At 55.2% G+C, this 26,118-nt stretch carries 20 protein-coding genes; 11 read left to right on the forward strand and 9 right to left on the reverse strand.

Annotation, left to right across the window (positions count from 1 at the left end):
• Positions 1-153 precede the first annotated feature (153 nt).
• The gene (locus H6G52_RS08630) at positions 154-1,959 is read right to left on the reverse strand and encodes a pitrilysin family protein (RefSeq protein WP_242026284.1); all 1,806 of its coding nucleotides are present in this window, start codon (positions 1,957-1,959) and stop codon (positions 154-156) included.
• 432 nt (positions 1,960-2,391) lie between these two features.
• Here H6G52_RS08630 and H6G52_RS08635 point away from each other — a divergent pair, with 432 nt between their 5' ends.
• Positions 2,392-3,015: a TetR/AcrR family transcriptional regulator gene (locus H6G52_RS08635; protein ID WP_199312280.1), complete on the forward strand. Its 624-nt coding sequence runs from the start codon at positions 2,392-2,394 to the stop codon at positions 3,013-3,015.
• Between the two features lie 72 nt (positions 3,016-3,087).
• Here the strand turns inward: H6G52_RS08635 and H6G52_RS08640 are convergent, their stop codons facing one another.
• Complete coding sequence (locus H6G52_RS08640) at positions 3,088-3,723, reverse strand: hypothetical protein (RefSeq protein ID WP_190527745.1); 636 nt, start codon at positions 3,721-3,723, stop codon at positions 3,088-3,090.
• A 366-nt stretch (positions 3,724-4,089) separates the two neighbouring features.
• Entirely contained in the window at positions 4,090-4,182 is a 93-nt protein-coding gene (psaM, locus tag H6G52_RS08645) for a photosystem I reaction center subunit XII (RefSeq protein ID WP_099535010.1), read from the reverse strand.
• Between the two features lie 146 nt (positions 4,183-4,328).
• On the opposite strand from psaM, the gene H6G52_RS08650 reads away from it, so the two are divergent.
• Positions 4,329-5,111, forward strand: a complete 783-nt coding sequence (locus H6G52_RS08650) for a TerC family protein (protein ID WP_099535011.1) — start codon at positions 4,329-4,331, stop codon at positions 5,109-5,111.
• A 337-nt stretch (positions 5,112-5,448) separates the two neighbouring features.
• Here H6G52_RS08650 and H6G52_RS08655 read toward each other — a convergent pair whose 3' ends face one another.
• Together H6G52_RS08655 and H6G52_RS08660 are read right to left on the reverse strand one after the other, a co-directional pair.
• The gene (locus tag H6G52_RS08655; RefSeq protein ID WP_190353726.1) at positions 5,449-5,610 is read right to left on the reverse strand and encodes a hypothetical protein; all 162 of its coding nucleotides are present in this window, start codon (positions 5,608-5,610) and stop codon (positions 5,449-5,451) included.
• Positions 5,611-6,551: 941 nt separating this feature from the next.
• Complete coding sequence (locus H6G52_RS08660) at positions 6,552-6,701, reverse strand: hypothetical protein (protein ID WP_190527747.1); 150 nt, start codon at positions 6,699-6,701, stop codon at positions 6,552-6,554.
• A 445-nt stretch (positions 6,702-7,146) separates the two neighbouring features.
• On the opposite strand from H6G52_RS08660, the gene H6G52_RS08665 reads away from it, so the two are divergent.
• The 3 genes from H6G52_RS08665 to H6G52_RS08675 all read left to right on the forward strand — a co-directional run bounded on the left by H6G52_RS08665 (position 7,147) and on the right by H6G52_RS08675 (position 11,567).
• Positions 7,147-7,914: a Crp/Fnr family transcriptional regulator gene (locus H6G52_RS08665; protein ID WP_190353727.1), complete on the forward strand. Its 768-nt coding sequence runs from the start codon at positions 7,147-7,149 to the stop codon at positions 7,912-7,914.
• Positions 7,915-8,400: 486 nt separating this feature from the next.
• Entirely contained in the window at positions 8,401-9,501 is a 1,101-nt protein-coding gene (locus H6G52_RS08670) for a hypothetical protein (RefSeq protein WP_143473169.1), read from the forward strand.
• A 134-nt stretch (positions 9,502-9,635) separates the two neighbouring features.
• The gene (locus H6G52_RS08675; RefSeq protein WP_190527749.1) at positions 9,636-11,567 is read left to right on the forward strand and encodes an ABC transporter ATP-binding protein; all 1,932 of its coding nucleotides are present in this window, start codon (positions 9,636-9,638) and stop codon (positions 11,565-11,567) included.
• Positions 11,568-11,628: 61 nt separating this feature from the next.
• Here the strand turns inward: H6G52_RS08675 and H6G52_RS08680 are convergent, their stop codons facing one another.
• Both H6G52_RS08680 and H6G52_RS08685 read right to left on the reverse strand, forming a co-directional pair.
• Positions 11,629-13,518 (reverse strand): hypothetical protein, encoded by a 1,890-nt coding sequence (locus H6G52_RS08680; protein WP_190527751.1) that lies wholly within the window; start codon positions 13,516-13,518, stop codon positions 11,629-11,631.
• Positions 13,519-14,009: 491 nt separating this feature from the next.
• The gene (locus tag H6G52_RS08685) at positions 14,010-14,945 is read right to left on the reverse strand and encodes a hypothetical protein (protein WP_190527753.1); all 936 of its coding nucleotides are present in this window, start codon (positions 14,943-14,945) and stop codon (positions 14,010-14,012) included.
• A 742-nt stretch (positions 14,946-15,687) separates the two neighbouring features.
• Here H6G52_RS08685 and pap point away from each other — a divergent pair.
• Together pap and H6G52_RS08695 are read left to right on the forward strand one after the other, a co-directional pair.
• Positions 15,688-17,175 (forward strand): polyphosphate:AMP phosphotransferase, encoded by a 1,488-nt coding sequence (gene pap / locus H6G52_RS08690; protein WP_099535018.1) that lies wholly within the window; start codon positions 15,688-15,690, stop codon positions 17,173-17,175.
• A 372-nt stretch (positions 17,176-17,547) separates the two neighbouring features.
• A complete protein-coding gene (locus H6G52_RS08695) occupies positions 17,548-17,946 on the forward strand; it encodes a hypothetical protein (RefSeq protein WP_099535019.1) in 399 nt (132 codons plus the stop codon).
• Between the two features lie 342 nt (positions 17,947-18,288).
• Here the strand turns inward: H6G52_RS08695 and H6G52_RS08700 are convergent, their stop codons facing one another.
• Positions 18,289-19,281, reverse strand: coding sequence for a Sll0314/Alr1548 family TPR repeat-containing protein (locus H6G52_RS08700; RefSeq protein WP_190527755.1), 993 nt, complete (start codon positions 19,279-19,281; stop codon positions 18,289-18,291).
• 126 nt (positions 19,282-19,407) lie between these two features.
• Here H6G52_RS08700 and H6G52_RS08705 point away from each other — a divergent pair, with 126 nt between their 5' ends.
• Positions 19,408-20,043, forward strand: coding sequence for an ABC transporter ATP-binding protein (locus H6G52_RS08705; protein WP_190527756.1), 636 nt, complete (start codon positions 19,408-19,410; stop codon positions 20,041-20,043).
• A 76-nt stretch (positions 20,044-20,119) separates the two neighbouring features.
• Here the strand turns inward: H6G52_RS08705 and H6G52_RS08710 are convergent, their stop codons facing one another.
• Positions 20,120-21,883, reverse strand: a complete 1,764-nt coding sequence (locus H6G52_RS08710; RefSeq protein ID WP_190527758.1) for an ATP-binding protein — start codon at positions 21,881-21,883, stop codon at positions 20,120-20,122.
• A gap of 888 nt (positions 21,884-22,771) precedes the next feature.
• Between H6G52_RS08710 and deoC the strand changes: the two genes are divergently transcribed.
• From deoC to H6G52_RS08725, 3 genes are all read left to right on the forward strand, one after another.
• Positions 22,772-23,509 carry a deoxyribose-phosphate aldolase gene (gene deoC, locus H6G52_RS08715; protein ID WP_190527760.1) on the forward strand — a complete coding sequence of 246 codons (738 nt, stop codon included), beginning with the start codon at positions 22,772-22,774 and terminating at the stop codon, positions 23,507-23,509.
• Positions 23,506-24,408 (forward strand): DNA repair protein RecO, encoded by a 903-nt coding sequence (gene recO, locus H6G52_RS08720; protein ID WP_190527762.1) that lies wholly within the window; start codon positions 23,506-23,508, stop codon positions 24,406-24,408. Before deoC ends, recO begins: the two co-directional genes overlap by 4 nt.
• 74 nt (positions 24,409-24,482) lie before the next feature.
• Positions 24,483-25,991, forward strand: coding sequence for an MFS transporter (locus tag H6G52_RS08725; RefSeq protein WP_190527764.1), 1,509 nt, complete (start codon positions 24,483-24,485; stop codon positions 25,989-25,991).
• Positions 25,992-26,118: the final 127 nt, after the last annotated feature.

Raw genomic sequence — 26,118 nt, forward strand, 5'->3', positions numbered from 1 at the left:
TGTTGGAATGCTGGCTATTGGGCGACAGCGTTTGGATCGCCGCTTTGTAGATCGCCACTTGTTGAATCGCCGCTGCTGGCTAGGCGCTCTTGAATCGTGACTGAATGGGCAACTTTTGCGCCATTCAGCCTCCTCAACCGATCGCCCCAAAGGCTATTTGGGCAATAGCTTCAGCACCGTGCGATTTTCAGGGGTGAAGGTCTTGCGAGCCACCCGTTGCACATCGGCCGGCGAGATCGAACCAATTCGATCTAGCTCCGCAAACAAATTGCGCCAATTGCCCGTTTTGGCTTGATATTCCGCCAGCAGGGCCGCCATGGTGCTGTTGGAGTCGATCGCCCGCAGTTGGTTGGCCCTGGCTTGGGTTTTCACGCGCTCTAGTTCCGCCTCGCTCACCGGCTCATTTTTCAGGCGATCAAGTTGGCGATGCAGTTCCACCGCAATTTCATCCACAGAATGATCCGGCGCACTCAGGGCATAAAACAGCATCAGCGTCGGGTAGCGATCGCCCGGAAACCCGTATAAACCCGCGATCGAGAGGGCCAATTGCTTCTCCTGCACCACTGACTGATAAAGGCGAGAAGTGCGCCCATCCGACAGCAAACTCGCGATCGCCTCATAGACCACATAATCGGGATCCGTCTTGGCCGGTGCGTGATAGCCCTCCAAGTACCAAGGCTGAGATTCAAGCTGCAAATTGACCGATCGAGTGGCTGTTTGGCGCGGCTCCACCGGAATTGGCAAATTCGGCAGGGGTCGCCGTTGGAATCGACCGAAATAAATTTCCGCCAGCCGCTTCACCTCCGTCGGCACCACATCCCCCACCACCACCGCCGTCAGATTATTGGGCGGGTAATGGGCCTCATAGAAACGGCGCACATCCAACCGGGTCAGGTTGCGGATGTCTTCGTCATAGCCAATCACCGGCCGATGGTAGGGATGAACCTTAAAGGCTGATTCCAAAAACACTTCCACGGCCTTCCCGATCGGGGAGTTATCCGTGCGCATCCGGCGCTCTTCCAGGATCACATCCTGTTCCTTATAAAACTCCCGAAACACCGGATCCAGGAAGCGTTCTGACTCCAGCGACATCCACAACTCCAGCTTATTGGCTGGAAAGCTATAGAAATAGCGCGTGGCATCCGCAGAAGTGGTGGCATTTAACCCCACGCCGCCCGCCTGTTCCACCAACCGCCCAAACTCGTTTTGTTTCACGAAGGGTTGGGCCTGCTGTTCCAAGGCCAGCAACTGTTGGCGCAGTTGTTGGGCTTCGGCGGTTTTGCCCTGGTCGCGCACCGTTTCGTATTGGGCCATCAAGGCATCCATTCGATCGAGAATCGCCTTTTCTGACTCAAAATCCGTTGTGCCAATCCGGCTGGATCCCTTGAAAGCCAAATGCTCCAGAAAGTGGGCCACGCCTGTTTTGCCGTCCGGCTCTTCCGCACCGCCCACATTGGCATAGGTCATGAAGGACACCACCGGAGCCTGGTGACGCTCCAGCACAATGAATTTCATCCCGTTCTTGAGGGTGAATTCAGTGATTTGCTGTTGCACCCGATCGAGGTAGGGCTTAATCGATGCGGCCTTGGCTGTGGCCGAGTGGCCATTCAGCCCCGCCGTCGTTACGTCTTTGCTGATCACGTTGCTAACCACCGGGCCGCTCGTCGGCTCAGACGTGGGGGAAGTAGAAATGACGTTAGCAGCAGCATCGGGGGCAACAGTCGCCATGGATGGCGCAGAGAGCCATGGCGATGTGTCCAGGGCCCAGGCCGCCGAAACCACACCGGAACCCAACCACAGGGATCCCGTGAGACCCGCCAAACCGGCCACCAGCCCGATCGCCCGGACAAGGCCCAAACCCTGATCCCGCAGGACTTGTCCCAGATGATGCACCAATGCCAAGCGATCGCCCGATCGCCCTAACTGCTGCCATTTGCCGTGATTTATGCCTGACAACATGCCTGCCAATCGTGGGTATATGTTGAAGTGAGAATTACAGTGCCGATCGCGTTCAAAGAGCGTTTAAAGGTGGAGAACAGCAGCACCCGCCTCAGGCAAATTTAAAGAAATATTGCCTTGATTGAAACACCAGCCTGGTGACCCAAGCTGGCGAGCAGCTTCCAGCATAGTCGAGCCGCCGGATTTCATGGGTAATTCAAAGCCATCGGCCGAAACTTACGGAATCATGAACTTCGGTAGGCAAAGGATCAGTTTTATAACGTTCCCTTAATCCCAGACCCAGTAGCCCCTGGCCCCGTTGACAATAGCGATCAATTAGCCCCTTGCCATTTTCTCTTGACCTTCTGTTGTTCACCCATCTTTTTTCCTAATGGTCGATCACCCCTTTTTGCACCCCTAATCCCACTGGCTTGCGTCCAAGGAGTCCTAGCCATGCTGCGTATCGCTCACCGCCCATCCCCTTCTGAAACTGAAACCCGCACCCGCATTCTGCAAGCGGCTCAGCAGCTATTTGCCCGCCAGGGTTACGATGCCACCACCACCCGCGACCTGGCCCGGGCGGCTGGCGTGGCCGAAGGAACCCTGTTTCGGCATTTTGATCACAAAAAATCGATTTTGGTGGAAATTGCCACCCAAGGTTGGGTCGAAATCCTAACAGACCTGTTGATGGAACTCAGCGAAATGGCCAGCTATCGAGCCATCTCGCAAGTGATGCACAAGCGAATGAGCAACTTGAAGCAAAACGCCGACATGATGCGGGTTTGTTTCATGGAAGCTCAATTTCACCCAGAATTGCGCGATCGGATCCAGGTGGAGGTGATTGCCAAAATGATGGATGTGACCGAAGCCTTTTTCCAAACTGCGATCGATCGGGGAATTTATCGCCCCATGAATCCCCGCATCATTGCGCGGGTCTTTTTGGGCATGTTCGCGATCGCCGGCTTCAGCGAGTTGACAATTATGGAGCCGAATATTTCCCCCCGAGAACTTCAGGAAATGGCTGAAGGCATTGCTGATATTTTCCTCAACGGGGTGCTCGACAAAACCAACACTTAGTAGCTCAGCGAGTAGCTCAGCAGGGCAAAAGTTAAAGAAAATTTGACTTGGCCCTTTTGACCTGCCGTGCCCCTAGGCTTGGTGCAAGGTGGCAATCACCCACACATCGCATAGCAATAGCAACAGGGCACAACCCAGCAGGGCAATGTACATCCAAGGTTGCGCTAAGGGCCTGACATCACGCATATCAAGGCCCGTTTGTCCTTGCACTTGCTTCACCAAACGGGAAAAGCCCGCAACCCGCATGGGCAGCAAATAGCCTTCGCCCGATCGACTCAGGAAGTAGTAAACCAAGCCACCTTGACCGGTCGTTTTGGGTTTCAGCGCTTGGATATCGCTCCAGGGCAAAAACCAACCCTTGCGAATCAGCCAGCGAAACCAAACGGGATAGGTGACGCGGATCCCTTCTGTGGTTAGCTCCACCTGCTCAGACAAGGCCCCCCACAACAACACCAGCCCGATCGCCAGGCCAACCCACAGTGTCGAGGGCGAAATGCTTGGGGAAATGCTCGGATCGTTAGCTGCCCCATTCACCTGGGTCAGAAAAGGCAGCGGAAGGGTTAGGGCCCCGTAAAGCAAAACCAGGGTGAGCCGAATCAAAATTGAAATTCGGTAGGTTTTGGGGAGGGGGAGTTCTGGGGCGATCGGGGGTTGGGGATCCGCTGCGGACGAGGACGGGGCGATCGAGTTCGGAGGTGGCGAAGACATCCAGCAAACTCCTCAGGCTTCACGATTCTTGATGGTTTTCGCCTCTAGGGTAACGCGCTGGCTCGATCGCCCTCAGTATTTTCACCCCACTAGCGGTTTGTTCATGGGCGGTTTGTTCATGGGCGCTTTCTTGATGAGTGCTTTCTTCAAAAACGTTTTGCTCAGAACCCATCAGCCACCCAATCGCCCGCCAGGGATCAACCGCCAAACATGATAAACCCCCGGTCGCGATCGCCACTGGGGGTTTGCTCAACCGATCTTGAACAGGCTCGCGATCGCGACCCCCCAAGACCAAGAACTCAATGATCGAGAGCTGTCGATTAGCTGCCGATCAACAGACTCGAACGGACTCGAACGGACTCGAACTTACTTGTACAGTTCGGTCGAAAGGCGGAAAGCCAGAATGCCGGGGATGATGGCAATAACTAGGGCGACGTAAACTTGCGTATCCGAAAGCATCGCTCTAAAGACTCCAGATGTTAAAGGGACTGACTTCACTACTTTCAACCACCCGGCTCAATTCAGGAATAGGTTCGTTACAAGGCGTAATAACAGCGTTAGGCTAGTAGGAGTTGCAAAATTTGCCATCAGACCATTGGCCCGAAATGCTCGATCAGTTCCTCGACTTTTACCCCAGCTTTGGCGTTGACACCGCGCTGTTGTTATTGGTGTTGGTGGCGTTGGAGGCCGTGCTCTCGGCAGACAACGCAATCGCCCTCGCTGCGATCGCCCAAGGATTGCAGGATCCCCAACAACGCACCCGGGCCTTAAATTTTGGGCTAGTGGCAGCTTTCATTCTGCGCATTGCCCTGATTTTGCTCGCCACTTGGGTGATCCGCTATTGGCAAATTGAAATGGTGGGGGCCCTCTATCTCCTGTGGCTCAGCTTCAAGTTTTTCACGGGGGAAAATGACGACGATGGCGAGGGCCACAAGGCATTTCGGTTCCAAAATCTTTGGCAAGCCGTTCCCACCATTGCCTTCACCGACCTGGCCTTTTCCCTGGATAGCGTCACCACCGCGATCGCCATTTCTGACCACACCTGGCTGGTGCTGACGGGGGGAACCCTGGGAATCATCACCCTGCGCTTCATGGCAGGGCTGTTTATCCGTTGGTTGGATGAGTATGAAAACCTGGCGGCCGCTGGCTACGTCACCGTTGGGTTTGTCGGTGCGCGTCTGTTTTTGAAGGCGATCGAGGGAGCTTTGGGGGTCGATCTTTGGGTTCCACCCGATTGGATGACGATCAGTTTCATCGCCATCACCTTCATTTGGGGATTCTCGGTGCGCAAGGAGTCCGTGCAAACGGAAACGGTTACCGCAGAGTCGATCGCCCCCAACTCCGAAGCCCCAGACCAACCAGCGCCAGAGCCGATCGACCAGCGCTAGGGCTTCTGGCTCAGAAATTCTCAGTAGAGCCAAGCAAATCTGGACAGATCTAAATAGATCTATTTAGATCCAAATAGAGATCTAAACAGATCCAAAATCATTCCCAAAATCCGAAGGATTCCGAGCTGCTCCGCCGGATCTTTCGGATTTGCTGTTTGGAGGTGGACTCCAATTTGCATAGGTGAAAAAATAAACCGCCTAGCACAGTATTCCAGGGCGATCGCTCAAGCGTTGAGCAGGCATGGCAGACCCACAGTTGGGTATTGAACGAACCAAAGCCGCGATCGCAGGATGGACTGAACTAGGCGGATAACCAACCTAACGGAGCTAAAGAACCTTAGGAGTCGAGACGCTGCCGCGAAAGGGCTTGCAACTGTTGCAACAGGGACTCGATATCCGCTTGCAGGTGCAGGAACTCAATTTGTTGCTTGACATCGAAGGGCAACTGCACTGCCTCTGCCGCCGCCGGTTTACTTACCACAGAAGACGCACTAGCCATAGGTTTATTGAAGAAAAATGAAGATCGTGGTGGTTTGAAGCAAGTATTTTGGCGCAATTCTAACGCGAAGTTTACAATTGTCCACCCCTCGTTACGAATTAACCCCGTCTGAGACAGACCCCGATCGAGACTCTATGACCCACAGTGCGGGCCGATCGCCCCATTTCCCGTGCTTCGGGTGTGGGTTTCCGATCCGGAACCTCACCCCCACCAAGTCCTCGGGGGATCGTTAACCTGTTGCCAGGGGCCGCGGTCATTTTGCACGGGCCGGTTTCTCATTCTGTGGCTCAACTCCACGTCCTCAACCCATTGCTTAATTTGATCAACTAATCGAATAGTCAAGATCAGCTAATCGCTAGACCAATTGCCTAATTGAATTCACCAGACCTCGTTCACGAAAACCCCTTTCCTCCAGATCGACTGATCAACGATCACCTTGTAGATTGGATTGAGGCACAAAACCCAACAACAGCAAGGGTTATAGTGATCTAAACCAATTGCCTGATTAAGCCGATCGCCCCGTTGAAAGATCGCCACAGAAAATCGCCGAAGCCTCCAGGCATTCAGCGTTTTCAGGAAATTATTCGCAGGAAAAGTACGCTCAGGAAAATGATTTTCAGGAAATCAATCTTCAGAGGCTGAATCACGATGGATCAGCCGTCAAAGTGCTTTGTCGCAAACCGCCTTTTTCCTGAAGTGCTGAAGGCTGAGACGACAAAATCAGCATTATTGATTTTTTTCGATTAATTTTGTCTCGATCGACTGCATCTCGATCGGTTTTGGTGGCCGGCTTCGGTGGGTTGAACATACCCCTTGATCAGAAAGAGTGCCGACGACTGTCCGTGTTTCGTCTCGGCACTCTTACTGGTTCGCTCCTCACACACCACCAGAATGATAGCCGAGGAATTTGAATCTGTCACCCCATCGCCACCCAAAATCCATCAGAAATTCACGTCCTTGTCATGGAAACCCTTCCCCATCAAGGGTTGGGGCATTTGAGAAATTTTTTCGCGCGTCATGATTTTGGGGCTGAGTCGGCGCAAATCCTGTGGATCGCCCCCCGATCGCGTTGTATCGATCCAAGGAACCAAAGGAACCAACTGAACTAAGGCGGTTTTCTCAAAATATTACCCAAAACATCTACTCATCGATATAAACCGATGAAATAAATCGAGATGAAATTGGCCAAGTCAATGTCAAATCAGCAAACCCAACCGGCCGATCGAGCAGTTCATGCCACCCAGATCAGGGATTGTGGCTTGTTTGACCAAGCCCAGGAAAACTGTGAAAAAATTGGGCAGATATCTACCCGAGTTTTTCCCGAGTTTTGAATATACTGGGCAGCAATGGAACTTTGATACATCCTCCATCCCAAATCGAAACCAGCAGCCCGAAACTAGAACCCATGAGATTTTGGGTGCACTGTAAACGAGCTGTTTCAGGAATGGGCCCTCCGTATTTTCACGGTTATGATACGGGTGATCCCTTGGGCTATCTACGTTCGATCGCTGTCCCTTTTGCACTGGGTTTCCTGTCATGTATTCGCCTCTGACGCAGTCCGAATTTGATCGCCCCTTCCTGACTTGGCAGCGTGTGCTGGATTGGGCCCAGGATCACTACCGCTGCCGCACTTTCGGCAAAGATGAAAAGATTCCCACTCGCCCGGGCCTCTTGTATCTCGTAGAGCGCGGTGCGGTGCGACTGGTTGGCTCGTCGGTCATGACCGCCACGGCTGCCATTCAGGATCAAGATGAAGACGAGGACGGACTCGATCCCGCAATGGATGAGGCTTTTCTGGGGTTTGTGGGGCCTGGGCAGCCCTTTGAAATCATTGCCCAGTCGCCCTTCGCGCTCCAAAGCTACGCCCATGTGGATCGCACCAGTGTGCTGTGGATGTATTGGAACGACTTGGAAAACTGGCCCCACTTCCGCCGCGAAGTGCTGGATGCGTTCCGTCAACAGCACCAACGGAAGCTGCTTTGGTTGAGCACCTTGGGCCAACGCCGCACGATCGATCGCCTGTTGGGTTATCTGACCCTCCTGATTGAGGAGTTTGGTCAAACCTGTGACGATGGCTATTACTTGCCCTGGACACTGACCCATGCCCAGATTGGCAGCGCGATCGGCTCAACGCGAGTGACCGTGACCCGCCTGATGGGGAAACTGCGGAAGCGCGGTCTGATTAGCACCCACGGCGATGGTTTGATTTGCTTGCCAGCGGAAGTGATGGGTAAATCCTTGCGAGATGTCAGCCCCAAAGCAACCCTGATTACCGAGTCTCTGCCCCTGGCTGCGGCTGTGTAGGAGAGATGACCCGATCGGGACGATAGCGGGGCTATGGCGAGGCCATGTGGGCATTTTCAAAGCAACCCTGATTACCGAGTCTCTGCCCCTGGCTGCGGCTGTGTAGGAGAGATGACCCGATCGGGACGATAGCGGGGCTATGGCGAGGCCATGTGGGCATTTTCGCTGTTCTCATCACTGCCCTATTCACTGTCTCATTCACTGCCCTAACTGTTGGTCATTCCCAAGGATCCTCGGTTGAGGGAGCAGCAGCCTACGGCAAACCTACACCGCTGAAGCAAAATAGAGACGGTTCTGGTTGAAAGTGACGGAAACGAAAATCAATGGGCCGGATTCTGAACCATGGATTCAGGGTCCGGTTTCGATCGCTTTCCCGTGAGTTCGCTTTCGGTTCAGAACTTTGGTTCGCATCGTCGCTGGGAGGGGGGAAATGCCAAACCAGGACGATTGCTGTTGCTCTTTTTTGGTACTGCTGCACCAGGGCCTATGACGGCGCAATCTTCGGTTCTTGATCTTGCTCGCCAGGGAGATCCCATGGCGATCGCCCGGTTGATGAATCAATCCCTTGAGCCTGCCGGGGTACAAGTCCGCACGGATCTGATCCAGGATTGCCTGACGGTGATGGCGGCGGGCGAGTTGGGGCCGCCGGATCAGGACTTTTTGGTGGATTTTGTGCGGCGGGGAATGCTGGGGCTGGCTGCGCCCGTGGTGCGGCGGGTGGTGGTGCAGGGCTATGCGCCCGGGGCGGCGGCTCCCAGTTGGCAAATGGGCATTGATCTGCAAGAGGCCGGGACGATCGCGCCTCGCCCATTGGTGACCCAGCCTTCGAGTCGATCGCGCCGGGCCGGAGGGGCACGTTCTGGGCAACCCTCGGAGCGATCGGTTGTTCATACCGTGGCCGCCACGGATGCCACCCTGTCCACACCACGGGTCATCGGTTGGGTGAGCATTCTAGCCCTGGCGATCGGGGCCACGGCGGCGGCCCGCTGGGCCATCGCTTGGCTCGGAGAAACCAACATTTACGAAGTGGCCTACGTGGGCCATTTCCTCCGCAGTTTGGAAATTTTGGAACTGCTGAATCTATTGGTGTTTGCCGTGTTGGGCATGGGCGCAGGCATCGCGGCCGGTGTGTTGCCGCCTCCTCGGGGCCAACAACTCACCGCACTCGTGTTGGCCGTGGCCGTGCCCGGTCTGTTTGCCATTGCTCCGGCCGTGCGGCAACAGGCCTGGATTAACCGCGCCGCCGACCATCAACGGATCACGCCCGAGCAAGCCAAAATTCAAGTTGAGCGCTTTTTGAGCAAGCAGGTGGGACAAAGCGGCCTTTGGGGGTTTTATACCTACTCAGCTCGCTATCCAGAATTGCCCTTGGCTCCGGATGCCATGCGGGAAATTCCCACCATCGATCGACAGGTGAAAGCCACCCTGGCCAATTTGCTGCGCTGGCAAACCAAATCCATTGAGCAACTGTTGGAAGGTTGCACTTGGGGCGTGCGGGGTTTTTATCTCCTGTTGGCCGTGCTCACCACCTTGACCCACTTCCAACAGGGCTTGCGCTACGGGTGGCGTTGGTTTGGCTGGCGCTAGGCCGATCAGCCGATCAATCGTTCGGAAAGAGATTCAGAAATTCAGTTGGTAGAATCAGGGCAAATTTCCTGGGTGGATAGTCTCACTGTCGCCCGCTCGATCGCACCCTTTGGCAACGCACCCTTTGGCAACCTATGACCCTCTCCCCCGTCCTTGACATTCGCAATTTGCAAGTGGAATTTGGTGCCGGTGAGTCGGCCATGCGAGCGGTGGATGGGTTGTCCTTGCAGTTACAGCCCGGTCAAACCCTGGGACTGGTGGGGGAATCCGGCTCGGGAAAATCCGTCACGGCCTTGGCGATCACGGGGTTGCTGCCCGAATTGGGTTGCGTCAGGGGGGATGGCATTTGGTATCGAGAACCCAATGCCGAGGAGGCGGTGAATTTGCTGAAGCTTTCACCGGAAGCTCTGCGGCGTTACCGAGGGCGACGGATTGGCATGATTTTTCAGGAACCCATGAGCGCCCTGAATCCGGTCTATACCTGTGGGTTTCAGATTATTGAGGCGATTCGATTGCACCGGGGCCTGTCGGAGGCAGCGGCCCGACAACAGGCGATCGCCCTGTTGCAGGAGGTCAAGTTATTGCCGCCGGAGCTGGAACTGCGGGCCCAAATTCGCGATCAGTGGCGCAACGGCAACCCCAGCGATCGGGAATTGCAACAGGCTGTGACCCAACGCCAACAGGCCATGCTCGATCGCTACCCCCACCAAATGTCCGGTGGTCAGCTCCAGCGGGTGACGATCGCGATCGCCCTGGCCGGCGACCCGGCGATTTTGATTGCCGACGAACCCACCACCGCCTTGGATGTGACCGTGCAGGCGCGGATCTTGGAACTGCTGCGGGAGTTGCAACGCCACCGCGCCATGTCCATCCTGTTCATCACCCACGATTTGGGGCTAATTGCCGAACTGGCGGACGATGTGGCGGTCATGTACCAGGGGCAGTTGGTGGAGCAGGGATCCGTGGAGCAAATTTTTACCGCCCCCCAACATCCCTATACCCAAGGGCTGCTGGCCTGCCGGCCGCGGCCAGAATTGCGGCTGCGCTATTTGCCCACGGTGGCGGACTTTTTGAGTGCAGCAGCGCGAGATTCAGCCCCGATCGAACCGGGTTCATCTGCCGGCTCATCTGCCACATCCCTTGCGCCCCAGGCCCCGATCACCCTGGCCATTCCACCGGACGAAACGAGCGATCGACTCACCAAACTCCAAGCATTGCCGCCCCTGCTGTCCGTGCGGGATTTGCGCGTGGCCTACGCGGTCAAGGGCTGGCTGGGCATGGCCCAACGGCACGCCTTGGCTGTGAATGGTGTGTCCTTTGAGGTGTTTCCTGGGGAGACCTTGGGCCTGGTGGGTGAAAGTGGTTGCGGCAAAAGCACCCTGGCGCGATCGCTCCTGCGGTTGATTGAACCCATGGGTGGCCAAATTCGCTTTGATGACCAAAATATTTTGCAGCTCAAGGGCAAAGCGCTACGGGCCCTGCGGCGCGAAATGCAAATTATTTTCCAAGATCCCTTCAGTTCCCTGAATCCGCGAATGACCATCGGGGCCGCGGTCATGGAACCGATGCTGATCCATGCCCAAGGCAAAACCAACCACCCCCTACCCGCCCGCAAAATGTATCGCGAGCAGGCGGCCTACCTCCTGGAGCGGGTGGGTCTCAAGCCCGACTGGATGAACCGCTATCCCCACGAGTTCTCTGGCGGTCAGCGCCAACGGATTTGCATTGCCCGGGCGCTGGCCTTGAATCCCAAGTTTCTCATCTGTGATGAGTCCGTGTCGGCGTTGGATGTGTCGGTGCAAGCGCAGGTGCTGAATTTGCTGAAGGAATTGCAGAGCGAATTTAGTTTGACTTACATTTTCATCTCCCATGACTTGGGCGTGGTGAAGTTCATGAGCGATCGCATCGCCGTGATGAACCAAGGCCGGTTTGAGGAATTGGGCCCCGCTGATCAGGTCTATGACCACCCTCGGGAAGATTACACGCGCCAACTGATCGCGGCCATTCCCAAGGGCCGGTTCGATCGCGCCATGGCGCAACCCCAACCCGATCGCCAGGCTTCTTGAGCCGATACCAAACAAAACCAGCCTGAAAAGACCAACAAGGCGGCCAGCGGCTAACAAGCCGCTAAATCGATCGCCAGTTGCCCAGCCGCTCAATTAACCGCTGCACCACTCCCATCAGTTGCGTCAACTCCTGCGATCGGGGGTTGAAGTCTTGAGACAGGGAAGCCCGCACCTGCATCTCCGCCAGCTTCTTTTGCAGTTGGCGGGTCAGGTCGATCGCGTCTTGGCTCAGTTTCGAGAGCTGTTGGCGCTGATGAAACTTCAAGGCCGCTCCTCGCAAAACCTGCAACGTGGCTTCTTCGCCCAACCGGCCCGGCGCAATTCGCAACCGCAGGAGCAATAACTCACTGCGATAGATGCGCTCGATCTCGACCTGGCGCGGTTTCCCCACGGGAGGCAACAGGGGCAAATTAGCCAGCAACTTTAGCTCATCGATCACCCCTTGAAAGGTGGAAGGGAGCAACGGATCCAGGGCCGCTTGCATAATCCCATCGCGGCTACAGAGAATTCGGGTGCGATCGATCTCAGGGCGATCAAAATATAGCCGGCCAATCCCTCCTTCAATCGCCCGTTGCAATAACTCCTGCATCAGGGCCCGAGGCGGCAAATCTCCCAATTCCGACAGCGGGCGATCGGCATAGCGAGTGTGCAACACCAGAGGACTGGGATTTAAGTCGGCCCACTCGATCGGGACGGACACCGTGGGATGAATCCAAGCGGCCTCCACCTCCGAAGCACTCGGAACAGCGGTTTGGGCCGGCGGAGTCGATCGCTCCAACGCCTGCACCAAAGCTTGCTCCAACTCCGCCAACTCCGCCGGTAAATCTACGGGGCCATTGATCGGTCGCTCAGTTGATAAATCGACGGGCAACAGGGAAGGGGCCGCGCCCTGCCCTGTGCCTAGGTCACTGGCAGTCACCACTGCATGGTTTGTAAGGGTATCCATAGGTAGATCCGGAATATCATCCGGTGTCAGCGAAGGGGAGCCGCAGGCTTCCGCTAACTCCCCCTTCCGGTGCAATTGTTGCCAATCAGGATCTGGGGTACTTTGGGCCGCCGTCACCAGGGTTTCGGTCACATCCACCGCTCCCAAATCCACCGCTCCCAAATCCATTGATCCGGGATCCAATGACCCAGGATCCAGCAGCGAGGGATGTGCCGCCAGGTGATGCAACTGATGTTCCTCGGAACTGCCAGCGCTTAACCAATTCTGGGGACTGGCCCAAGGGTCAAATGGTTCGGGGTTGTCATGGTTTTGAAACCGACCAACCGGTTGGGTTTCCATGTCTTCGTCTGGATCTGGCTCGCCTGGGGGCGACAGAGCACCAAGCTGATTCCAGTGCGCAAAGTCTGCGGGAGCGCTGATGGTTTCTCCCAACTCATCTAGCTCCTCATCGTCCCAATCGTCCATCAAATCATCGACAACAAAACCATGCTCGATCGGTGGCAAGGCCGGTTGCAAATCCGACAGACAATCGCTGACTTCCACCAGGGGACGCAGCTCCGGATCCAACGGCCCGGAATCCGTTCCCGCGCCCAAGGTGCCATGGCCCAACGAGGCCGCTGGCGAATCTGGAGCGGCGTTCGGTTGGGAGTTGCCCAAGGAGGGTTGCCAGGATTCAGAATGGCTGGGTTCTACATAACCCTCAGACTTTCGCTGACAGTCGTAGCTCAAAAATGCGGAAAGCAGCTCCTGTTGGGTTTCCAGGGCGATCGGGCGGTAGACCAACTGATCATTCAGGTGAGCGAGCATCCGCTGGACATAGCTCAAGTCCGCGTCGCGATTCACCACGCCCAAAATGATTTGATTGTCTTGCCGGTCTAGGGGCAAGACTTGGTGATAGAGGCAAACTTCAAACGGCAAGATGCGATCGATCAGCGCAAAGACTCGCTCAGGGTCGGGCTGAACGAGGGGATCGATCGGGGATGGTAACGACTCTTGGGCAGACACCGGCGGTGCTAACCTCAGGCAATACAAAACATCGATATTTCACGACAACCATTGACATGGATCAACGGCCTGCCACCGAATGGCGCAGGATGTCGATCGCCTTGGATGAACCCCATGGGGCCGAAAAACCCCATGGCCATTGTACGGCGGCAACTACGGCAGCAACTTCAGAACACATGGCGCGATCGCTCTGCCAGGGGGTTAGGGATACCGTACTTCCGAACGTTTGAATCGTAACGTCTGGATCGCAATGTCTGGATCGCAATGTCTGAATCGCAGCGTCTGAATTCCACTTCTCAGTCCATGGCTGTGATCTTCAGGCGCGAGGGTCTTCAGGCGCGAGGGTCTTCAGGCGCGATCGGCCTCCATCAAAAAAGGCCCACCGTAAAATCCACTATTCCTCAAGGCAGTGAACAATCCGGGAAATATTCGGTTCAAACGGCGAATTAAGAACACCTTGAGCGCTTTTGTGCCCATCATATCGCAGCGAACTATCCAACCGAGTAGCCAGTAGCAAAGGATACATCTTCATAGGGGAGGGTTGGCCCTAAAGGCGGACTCTCCCCAAAGGTCTGAGGGGCGATCGACTCTGAAATGGGCCAGAGACCTGGCGGAGCAGCAAGGGCCACGGAGCGATCAGATTCCGCAGGGTGACCGGAATTCGCGGCTCCTTGGGCGTTGTCCAGTCGATCGGCGCGATCGACCTTGGCCAATCCATCATCCCCCGTTGTTCCGGCCGTTACCCAGGGCGACAGGGTACGCAATGGCTCAGTCGGTGCGGGCGATGGCAGATCGATCGCCCACCGGTCTATCAGTTGAGCCATCGCTTGATGCGTAGCCGTTTGCTGACTCACCAGAGCTTGCAACACATCGCAAAGGGCAAATACCTGATATTCCTGCTGTTTAATTTGCTGTCCTTGCTGTTGCAAATGTTGATTCTGTTGGGCCAATAACTGCCCCTGCTGTTCCCAATGTTGGGCCTGTTGTTCAAGATTGCGTTGGCAGAATTGCTCTAGAACCTGTTGCAATTGTTGCCCCTGTTGCTGAATTTGCTGCATCTGCTGATTTTGCAGCACAATTTGCTGCTGAATTTGTCGCTCAATTTGCTGGCTAATCTGCTGTTCGATTTGTTTTCCAATTTGCTGATTAACTTGCTGATTCACCTGTTGATGAATCTCTTTCGATTGTTGCTGAATTTGCCAACTTTGCAATTCAAGTTGTTGTTCGATCTGGCGCTCGATCTTTTCTTCGATTTGTTGTCCCTGTTGCTGCAAAGTTTTTTGCAAAAATTCACCCTGCTGTTCCAAGCATTGACTCAGCCGATCGAGCTGACTGGAGAGGCATTGAACCGCTTCTGCTGTCCGTAGCGAGATTTGCCCTAGCTCCAAAACCACCGACTGCATCTGATCGCGCCAAGAATCAGTCATACCCATTACCAACTCAGGGAGTAATAATCGCAATGAGCACCCCCCTAGCCCTGAATTTCGATTTGGAAATCCTTGATCTCAAATCCAAGCAACGAATAATCAAAGGCAACAGCTTTGATTAAACTGGCTAAGAGTGAGTTGGATGGTCTGAATTGTCCAGCTAAGAAATTTCAATCAAGGTTTCAAGGCGTAGATAGAGCATAGATTACAAGCAAAATCATTAAATCCTGACCAACATCAAGCATTCATAGGGTATTGATCAAAATCAAAATCAAAATCGAAATCGAAATCGAAATCGAAAATGACCAAATTCCCAATAATCAAAAACATTGATCAAGATTTAATATTTTTTGAATCGCAATTCAGCAAAACTCCTTTGAAACTTGATTGAAACTTAATGGAACCTGCGGGCAAGACCTCCAAATTTCGTCAATCACACCCTGCCAAGTGGGCCGATCGAACTCTTGTCGATCGGGCTGTTTTCGGCAAATTGCGGCCGTTTTCGCGGCAATTTGGATGGATGACAATCGGGCTGAGGAGTTGCTCGACTAAAGTCTTCTTTACGTTTTGCAGCAGACCGGAACAGCAATCGCTAAGGTTGTGGCAATTGATGGCCGTAAGCGCAAGGCCGCGCTGCTGGGGTTGGCGATGGAGGTGATTGTGCATCAGGCTCCGTTACTGCCCGCCATGCACCGTGATTGCTGCCGTTGCTTCGTGCCACTGCTCGCCTGGAGGACAAGCCATGCTGGACATGTTGGATCTCAGCCTGAAGCTGGATAAGGCCACCTATGTCGCAGAGCGCGATCGCTTGGCTCTTCAGTTGCGATCGCTCCAAGCGGACTGTCGGGAAGCCCAATTACCGGTGATTATTGCCCTGGAAGGCTGGGCGGCGGCGGGCAAGGGGGCGATCGTCAAGGAATTGCGCGACTCCTTGGATCCACGCGGCTTTCAAGTACATCCAATTTTTCCGCCAGAACCCCATGAGCTGGGATTTCCCTGGTTGCGGCGTTTTTGGTTGCGGTTGCCGGAAGCGGGCACGATCGGGCTGTTCTATCACAGTTGGTATAGCCACCTGCTGGAAGATCGCCTGTTTGGCCGGCTGCCGGATCCACAGTTTCCCGAAGCCACCCGGGAAGTGAATGCCTTTGAGCGACAGTTGGCGGATGAAGGCGCGGCGATCGCCAAATTTTTTATTCATCTCGGCCGTGATGAGCTGAAAAAGCGCCTGAAAAAATACCAAGCGGATCCTTTTCAGGCTTGGCGGGTGCGACCGGAAGATTGGCAACAGGCCAAGCACTATCGCCAATATCGGGACTTGGCGGAAGCGATGCTGGCGGAAACCAGCACGGGAGCAGCTCCTTGGACTTTGGTGGAAGGCAACAGCCGCCGCTGGGCGGTGATCAAAGTGTTGAGCGAAACCATTGCCACCATTGCCGGAGCACTCGATCGCCAACGCAGCCAGGCTTCTCCCCCGCCCGCCCTGCCGGCCCAAGCGGAGTTGCATCCCGGTGAACCGGACTTGCTGGCACGGGTGAACCTCAGTCAAGCCCTGTCTCGCAGTAAATATGAACGGAAACTGGCGGAACAGCAGGCCCGGCTGCGATCGCTGCAAATGCAAATCCATCGCCAACGGTTACCCGTGTTGGTGTTGTTTGAAGGTTGGGACGCGGCGGGCAAGGGGGGAGCCATCTCGCGGTTAACGGGCATGTTGGATCCCCGCAGCTATGGGGTTCATGCCTTTGCGGCCCCCACGGCGGAGGAACGCGCGCACCACTACCTATGGCGATTTTGGCGCTGGTTACCGGCGGCGGGCACGATCGGGATTTTTGATCGATCGTGGTACGGGCGGGTTTTGGTGGAACGAATTGAAGGATTTGCCACCGAAACGGAGTGGCGACGGGCCTATCAGGAAATTAATGAATTTGAAAGCCAACTAATGTCCAGTGGCATGGTGCTGGTGAAAGTTTGGTTGCACATCAGCCCAGAAGAACAACTGCGCCGGTTCCAGGAACGCAAAGACAATCCCTTCAAGCAATACAAACTCACTGACGAGGATTGGCGCAATCGGGAGCGGTGGCCCCTGTATTCGGTGGCAGTGAACCAAATGGTGCAACGAACCCACACGCCCTTGGCCCCTTGGACTTTGATTGCCGCAGAGGATAAGTACTTTGCGCGGGTTGCGGTGGCCACGGCGGTGGCCGACGCGATCGAACGTCGCCTCACTCGCTAGCGACGCTCCGTGAACGTCGAGATCCCAAAAATCCAAAAGATCCGAAACGTAAAAACACCAGCGATCAAAACATCAATTCCAGACAATCATCCACGGCCCCTCGTCGATCGAACCGAGGACAGATACAATGCTGAGAACAAGTGTTGCGAAACATTGCATTTTGTAAGCAATTGTACCTAGTCTGTAAAGACCGCCTTTACCGGTGAATGAGCAGCCGGCCCAATTGCTGTCTTGGCGATCAACCCTGAACCTTGCCCCAGAGCCACTTCCTGTGTGGAGCGTCAGGGCGAGGTCTCACTTGAGATCGCCTCATCAATCCCGCAACGGTTCTCGCAACGGCTAAAACCCCACCACTCACCTGACGACGAAACCATGCCGATCGGCCCCCTGAAGAACCTCTTCGGTTCCCAAAAAGACGCTTTCTTCTTGGAAATTGGTGATGCACAAGGTACGGGGGACAGCACCCCGGCCGCCCCGGCTCCCCAAGCCCCCGCTGTGGTTGCGGAACCGGCAGCCCCCGTGGCCGCCGCTCCGGAAGCTCCGGCCCCAGCTCCCAAGAGCACCAAAACCAGCATTAAAGCAGCCAAGGCCGCAGCCCCCGCAGCCCCGGCCAAGCCGCCCGAGCCACCTAAGCCCGCTCCGGCCCCGGTAACCCTGCCGCCGGAAACGGCTTTTGCATCGAAGTTTGTGCCCAGCAACACGCCGCGTCGTCGTCCGGGCCCCAGCCTGAATGGCTTCAAAGATATGGCCAGGGATATGGGTCGCCGCTAAGGCTGATTCGATCGCCCAAACAGGTCGATCGATCTGGTGCAAATCATCAATTCAGCAAGATTTCAGCAAGATTCAGGCTTCAGTACCCATTCAGCAGGGGGCTTCGGCCCCTTCTTTTTTTGACATCCTCTCTAAAGGCATGGGGATTCCAGCCCTAACCAAACCACCGAAGTTCTCCAGTAGGTTGGGTTGAGCTTTGCGAAACCCAACTCGATCACTGCAAGCCTTGTTGCTGTTGGGTTTCGTGCCTCAACTCAACCTACAAGATGATCGTTGATCAGCCGATCTGGAAGAAAGGGGTTTTCGTGAAAGAGGTTTACTGATTCCAATCAGGGGCCCAAATTAGCCGCGCAGGTTGCGAATTTCCCGCTGCACTCGCCGCAACTCGTTTTTTTCCAAGTGCCGAATCACGGCGCGGGGCATTTGCTCCCGCTGGGCCAACACCTGCAAAAACAGGGCTTCCGATTGCTTCAGCAAATCAAGATTTTGGCTGCTGCGTCCTTGTTCGTAGAGAATTTGCCCTTTTAAATGCCAAAGGTCGGGATTTTGGGGACTCTTGGCCAAGGCGCGATCGACTGAGGCGATCGCCTGGGAAAAGTTTTTGCGACGGCGGTAAATGGCCGCCAACAGGCGATCGACCACATAGTCAGGGCTGCCCCGCTGGAGGGAGTTCACAGCCCCATCCACATTGCCAAAGGGCAAATTATCCGCCAACAACACATCCAGCGATCCCCGAATCAAGTTCAGTTCCGGATCGTTGGGACTGATGGCCGCCGCTGCATCCAAAGCTTCGTTAACCTGGGACAGTTTGGCCAAGGCTTCTGGTGCACCTTGGAGGGGGCCGCGACCACCTTCGGACACAATAAACGCCCCTTCCAGAAAATGTCCCACGCCGATGTAGAGGTTACCGCGCAGGGCATCAGTGGTTTTGAGGGTGTTGGCAGCGGCAAGGGTCTGATTGGCGGCGGTTTGCACCTGATCCCACTGGCCATCGAGATAGGCCAATGCACCGGCTAAGGCATAGCCCAAAGGCTCTTGGGGTTCTTGGGCGATCGCCTCTTGGGCTAAACGGCGGGCCGCGGGGTAATTACCATTTTTGAACAGCATGACGAAGGCCGCCTCAGCCCGATCGCCCACGGGGCGAGGATTCTGGGATCGGAACGGATCCGCCCCGGCCGGCAAAGCCCACCAGCCCCAGAACAGCCCGATCGCCCCAGCCAGCCAAGCCATTGATATTGACAGCGATCGGGACAGGCGGGGCCGAGTCGATCGCTTTCGAGCGCGATCGGCCACCACAGGAGATCGCCCTTGAGCAACAAAGCGGCCGAGATCCATAACCATCACTCCTGAACGTATCGAAATATCGGATCGAACAATCGAACATGCGTTGAATCATTCATTCGAGCCGTTGATTAGCCCCCTACAATAGGGCCCGATCCACCTCCGCGCCCCCTTTCTTCCATGCTGCGTTTGGACTCCGTTAGCTATCACCCCGCCGCCGCCGCCAAGGCCATTTTGCACCAAGTGAATCTGGAATTGGTTCCCCAACAACTGACCCTGGTGATTGGCCCCAGCGGTTCCGGCAAGAGCACCCTGTTGGAAATCTTGGCCGGCTTGGCCAGCCAAACCAGCGGACAAGTGCTGTGGCGCGATCGCCCCCTATTTCCCGAGTCCCTGCAACAGTTAGCGGGGTTGGTGTTTCAATTTCCTGAGCGGCATTTTTGCGGCTCCACCGTGCTCGAAGAATTGCGGCTAGGTCACCCGGAAATTAATTCAGAGCAAATTCACGAGGCTCTGATCGCTGTGGGGTTGGAACAGTTGGCCCTGAATATCTCGCCCTACACCCTCAGTGGTGGCCAGCAACGGCGCTTGGCTCTGGCGGTGCAACTGATTCGCCAACCCAGCATTTTGCTGTTGGACGAACCCACCGCCGGGTTGGATTGGTCCATGCGACAACAGTTGGCCGGTTTGCTGTCGCGATTGAAGGCCCATTGGACTTTGTTGGTGGTCACCCATGATCCCAGTGATCTTTTGGATGTGGCTGATCGCTGTTGGCAGCTTCAGCAAGGGCAACTCACCCCCGCCCCTGCGGCTTAGCCTCTGCCGATCGCCCCGCAGCTCAGACCCATTCAGGCATTCTCTTCAGTTCTCGATCGAGCCTTTTGCCCGGCGTTCAACAGGGCAAAGTGAGCGTGAATGTGCTGCCTTCGCCCACTTGGGATTGCAAATCGATCGCCCCGCCATGGGTTTCCACCACAATTTGATGGGCAATAGCCAACCCTAGGCCGGTTCCTTTGCCCACTTCTTTGGTGGTGAACATATAGTCAAAAATGCGCCGTTGAACCTCAGGGGGCATCCCCGGCCCATCATCCGCAATCATAATTTGAATCCCCGACTCGATCGCCCTTGTGCTAATCGTAATTTGGTGCGGCGATTGGGCTAATTCTTGAAAACTTTTGCCTTCGCTCAATTCATCGATCGCGTCAATTGCATTGGCCAAAATATTCATAAAAACCTGGTTGAGCTGCCCCGGAAAGCAGTTAATTTCCGGCAATTGGCCATAGTGGGTCACTACTTCAATTTTCGGTCGTTGCTCATTGGACTTGAGCCGATGTCGCAAGATCAAGACCGTACTATCAAGCCCATCATGCACATTAAAAGGTTGCTTTTCAGCCCCATCTGTCCGCGAAAATATTCTCAAACTCTGGCTAATGGCAGCAATTCGATCGCCCGAATCCTTAATGGCTTGCATCACATCCGGCGCGTCTTGCCGCAAATAGTCCAGGTCGATCGCATCTAATTGCTGTTCAATCGTGATGCCCGGCTCAGGGAAATTCGTTTGATAGAGATTCAAAGTTTCCATCAAGTCGATGACGTAATTCTGCATAACGCTAACATTGCCCACAATGCACCCGATCGGGTTATTAATCTCGTGGGCTACCCCTGCTACCAAATTTCCCAAAACCGACATTTTTTCAATTTGCACCAGTTGCAATTGTGTCTTTTGCAGTTGCAAGAGTGCCTGCTCCAGTTCTGCAGATTTTTGGCGAATGGCCGCCTCCACGGCCTTTCGATCGCTAATATCCCGGACGATCGCTTGCAAAATTGCCTGATCATCTATTTCCATTCGGCAGAGCTGCACTTCGGCAATAAATTCCGAGCCATCCCAGCGGCAATGTTGCCACTCAAAACGGTCATAGCCCCGGGTGAGTGCCGTCACAATATGATCAGTCGCGGCCTCGCTCGATAAGCGCCCGTTGGGTTGATATTCCGGAGAAATTTGCGAAGGATGCTTACCACAAAATTCTGATTTTGCTGGGCACTTAAAGATAGCCAATGTTGCCGAATTACAATCCACAAAGCACTTTTCGCTCAGGAGCATAATTGCATCATTATTAGACTCATACACGGCACGCAAACGAGATTCATTGCGTTGCACGGTTTGGTAAAGCCTTGCATGATCTAGGGCAATCGCGGCTTGGTTCGCCAAGCAATCCAAAACCATGAACCGATCGTCCGTAAAGAGTCCCTGAGCCGATCGATGTTCCAGATATAAAATGCCCAACAGAGTCTCTTGGTTCAGCAATGGCAAGCAAAGCAAACTTTGAGGGCGATGAATTTTTAAATAATTGCCAATTACAGGCAAATCAGTGCAAAGGTTTTCAATGGCAATTGGTTTTAGGTGCGTTTCTGCGTATTGAATGAGCTTACTGGGCACATCTTGACTATATACAAGAGGCAGCGTTGTTAGCTGCACCCCTCGAGAATCTGCCAAGGCTCGCAGTTCCCACTCACCGTCTTGCAATAGAAGGAGAGCGCATTTTTCTGCTCCTGAATATTCCAGAACATGGCTGGACAACACTTGTAGCAGCTCGTTGATTTCAATGGTGCGAGCGATCGCCTGGGAAACTCGAAAAAGCGTTGACAGATGAATCATGGTTAGGGGCTTGATTCTGTCGGTAGGGGCTTAAACAATCAACGTCCGTAGCCAATTCACTTCAACAGGCAGCAAAAATTTGTCAGTCAATATCCAGAATGAGAAGAGATGCAGATCACAAACTACGTGTAGAAACATATTCAATATACAAGAATACACGGACAATGTATAAAAATCGACCTTCTTGCACAAAAAGCGAAGCAATAAAAATCTACAAGAAAATTTTTAAGATTTTTATCTCGAATTAAACCTAGACTAATATTTTGGCAATCATTAGAGTTGCTGTTGTTAATGATTTGAATTCTGGGTTCAAATTATTTTTTGGGCAACGATAACTTGAGCGATCATTCAGCAGCCAGCCAGGGCTGTGATCGAAAGCTACCTTGGGTTTCTTGGTTGTTCATCAGCTAGCATGAGAATTCAGGATGATCCGTGGCGATTGATCCGTGAATTGCTGATCTGTGAATGATTGATCAGTCAATCTTGGACTGATCTGGCCAAGAGGATAAGCGCGATCGAGCAGTTGACAAGGCTGATTAGTGAACGGTCAAGTCATTGTCAGTGTTGATATTTTTGAGTGCCGATTCACGCGTCAACTTCGAGTTTTAATGAGGTCTGAGAAGTATAGGGAATTGCGACCGCTTGGGATATTGATCGAGATCACTAGGAATTGTGACCTTATCGATTGGGATTTAACCCCTTGCTGAGGAGCAAACCAACTGAATCCGAAATGTAGGTTGAATGATCGCCCGATCAGGATGAGGCCAGCGGGTGATGGGGCTGGGGCGGCCCGATCGCACCAAATCTGCGACAAAATAGGGAAATCCTGACCGTTGTGGCCCTACCTTTGGATCGGTGGATCCAGTGGATTAACGTGGATTAACCTTGATGACCCTCGCTTTTGACGAACAGACGAATCAGCGTCTGGCTGAAACCATTGACCTGGCCCAACACATTGACCATGCGCTGTTGCACCCGGCGGCGGGGCCGCAGCATGTGGAGCAGTGGTGCGCAGAGGCCGATCGCTTCGGTTTTGCGGGCGTTTGTGTGATGCCCACCCACGTGCGCCAGGCGGTGTCGTTGTTGCACAATCGGCGACCGGTGGTGATTTGCCCGATCGGGTTTCCATCCGGAGCCACCACCACCCGAACCAAATGCACAGAGGCGGAAGAAGCCCTGGAGCAGGGGGCGCGGGAGTTGGAGGTGATGCTGAATTTGGGTTGGCTGAAGGCCGGTGCGGCTGACGCGGTGCATCGGGAAATTGCGGAAATTGTGGAGATGGCCAGCGCCAGCGCGTTGGTGAAGGTAATTTTGGAGTGGTCGCTGCTGGAGTCGGCAGAGCGACAATTGGCGGTGGAAATTGCCATGGATGCGGGGGCGGCATTCCTGAAAACCCACACGGGCTGGAATGGGGGCGTGTCGATCGAGGATGTGCGGTTGCTGAAGGATTGGACCCGGGGCCGGATTGGGATTAAGGCGGCCGGCGGCATCCACACCACGGATCAGGCGATCGCCCTAATTGAAGCCGGGGCCACTCGTTTGGGCACATCACGCGGGGTGGACTTCTTGCGACGCGATCGCTCGGCCGGTTGGGCTGCTGAAACGGAGGAGCCGCCCACCGCATGAACCATTCCCGCACCTACCAGGCGACGGGCATTAACCTCAAGGGCGTGCCTTTGGGGGAGTCGGATCTGTTGCTCACAATTTTGACCTTGGAATTTGGGTTAATTCGGGCGGTGGCCCCCGGCGCACGCAAGCCAAAATCGAAAATTGGGGGCCGCAGCAATTTGTTTGTGGTGAATGAGCTGTTGGTGGGCCGAGGGCGCAGTCTCGATCGCATTGCCCAAGCCCAATCGATCACGGCCTATGCGGGCCTAACAAGGGATTTGGGGAAGCTGATGACGGCTCAATATTGGGCCGAGTTGGCCTTGGCTCAGGCGTTGGATGGCCATCCCCAACCGGATCTGTTCACCACCCTGAATGAGGATCTTCATGCATTGGAGGCGCTGCCTTTACCGAGCGATCGGGTGGTGGCCTTGGGTCAGTTGTTGCCAATCCTCTGCGCCGGGATTGGTCGCCTGTTGGCGGTGGCGGGGGTGGCTCCGCAGTTGGGCCAATGCAATCTAACGGAACGCCCGATCGCCCCCGATTGGACAGATCCCCATTGGCGGGTGGGATTCAGTGCCGCTGCGGGCGGGGCGATCGACCTGGCAGCCCTGGACAATCCGGAGGCGATGGCCTGGTTGGCGGCGCGACAACCCACACGAGTGCTGCCCAGTTCGGGAGTCTCGGTCAAGTTTTCGCCCTTGCGCTTAACGGCCACCGAGTGGCAAAGCCTAAATGATTTATTTGCAGCGTCACCACCGGGCGATCGGACAACCTTGGCCGATCCCCTGCGCCATTGGCAGCGGCTGGAGCGTCTGTTACGGCACTATGCCCAATATCATTTTGGACAGGGGATTCGATCGGCCAAATCCCTGGAAACCTACCTGAACACGGCCCTGGCCCCGCCTGCTTTGGTGTAACTCTCCACAAACCACCGGTTTAGGGCCCGTTGCCGACTCGATTCCATCGCTTGCCATCTTTTCCCCGATCGCCCATGTCCCCCACTTCGTCCCAACCCGACACGCCCCCAGCGGAACTGCACAAGAGCCAGCCGGCCCCCCAACCGTTGCCCCTGAAAAAACGGCTCACGGAAGAGGTGGACGAGTTGGCTGAACTGGTGCTGCATGGGGCGGGCCATGACCAGGCAGCGATCGAGGCAGCTCGCCTGGCCAAGGAAAAAGGACTCGAACCCGCCCCCGCCGATTCCGAAGAAACGGGATTCTTGCCGGTGCTGAAAAATCGCAACTTCCTGGCCCTGTGGAGTGGGCAGGTGTTTTCGCAACTGGCGGATAAGGTTTATCTGATCATGGCGATCGCGATCGTGGCTGCCCGGTTCCAAGAACCCGGCCAAACCATCAGCGGCTGGGTTTCCGCCATCACGATCGCCTTCACGATTCCGGCGGTGTTGTTCGGTTCCCTGGCGGGAATTTATGTCGATCGATGGCAAAAACAAACCGTGCTGGTGGTCACCAATGTGGTGCGCGGGCTGTTGGTGTTGGCCTTGCCGGTGGTGTTGGCCCTGACGGCCGACGGCCCGGAGGTGATGGGCATCCCGATCGGCTTTGGGGCCCTGTTGGCCATGACCTTTTGCGTTTCCACCCTCACCCAATACTTTGCCCCCGCCGAGCAAGCCACCATTCCCCTGATCGTGCCGCCGCAACACCTGCTGTCGGCCAACTCCCTCTACACCACCACCATGATGGCCTCCACGATCGTCGGGTTTGCCGTGGGGGAACCGCTGCTGGCCCTGGCTAATCATCTGGTTGCCCGTTGGGGGCTGGGGGAAAACCTGGGCCAAGAACTGCTAATTGGCGGCAGCTACGCGATCGCGGGTGCTCTGTTGCTGTGGATGAAAACCGGCGAAGCCCCCGAAGACCACACGATCGAACGTCCCCACGTCCTGGAAGATTTGCGCGATGGGTTTCGCTACCTGCTCGATCGCCCCGTGATCCGCAACGCCCTGATTCAACTCACGATCCTGTTTTCGATCTTCGCGGCCCTGGCGGTTTTGGCCGTGCGGATGGCGGAAGTGATCCCCAACATCAAAGCCTCCCAATTTGGGCTGCTGTTGGCGGCTGGGAGTGCGGGCTTGGGGGTGGGAGCCTTGCTGCTGGGTCAATTTGGCAGCCGCTGGCCCTACACCCGATCGGCCCTCTTCGGTTCCTTTGGCATGGGAGCGGCCCTCGTAGCCCTCGCCAGCACCACCACCCATCTTTGGGGCGCAGTGACCGCGATCGTCTGTTTGGGAGCCGCCGCCGCCTTCGTGGGCATCCCCATGCAAACCACCATCCAGCACGAAACCCCCGAGGAAATGCGCGGCAAAGTCTTTGGCTTACAAAACAACGCCGTGAACGTGGCCCTCAGTTTGCCCCTGGCCCTCTCCAGCGTGGCCGAAGCCTATTGGGGGTTGCCTGCGGTGTTGCTGTTGTTGGCCGTTCTGGCAATCGCAGGCGGCGTAGCAACCTGGTATATTTCCGTTACGAGTTTGCCGCGATCGACCTAAGCATTCTCCCGGTATGCATCTTGTTGTTGAATTTGTGTTGCTGAGTTTGTGTTGTTGAATTTGTGTTGTTGAATTTGTGTTGCTGAATTCTTGCTGTTGAACTCTTGTTTTTAAATCTCTGCTGTTA

It is taken from the genome of Limnothrix sp. FACHB-881, from assembly GCF_014698135.1.
Lineage (GTDB): Bacteria > Cyanobacteriota > Cyanobacteriia > CACIAM-69d > CACIAM-69d > CACIAM-69d.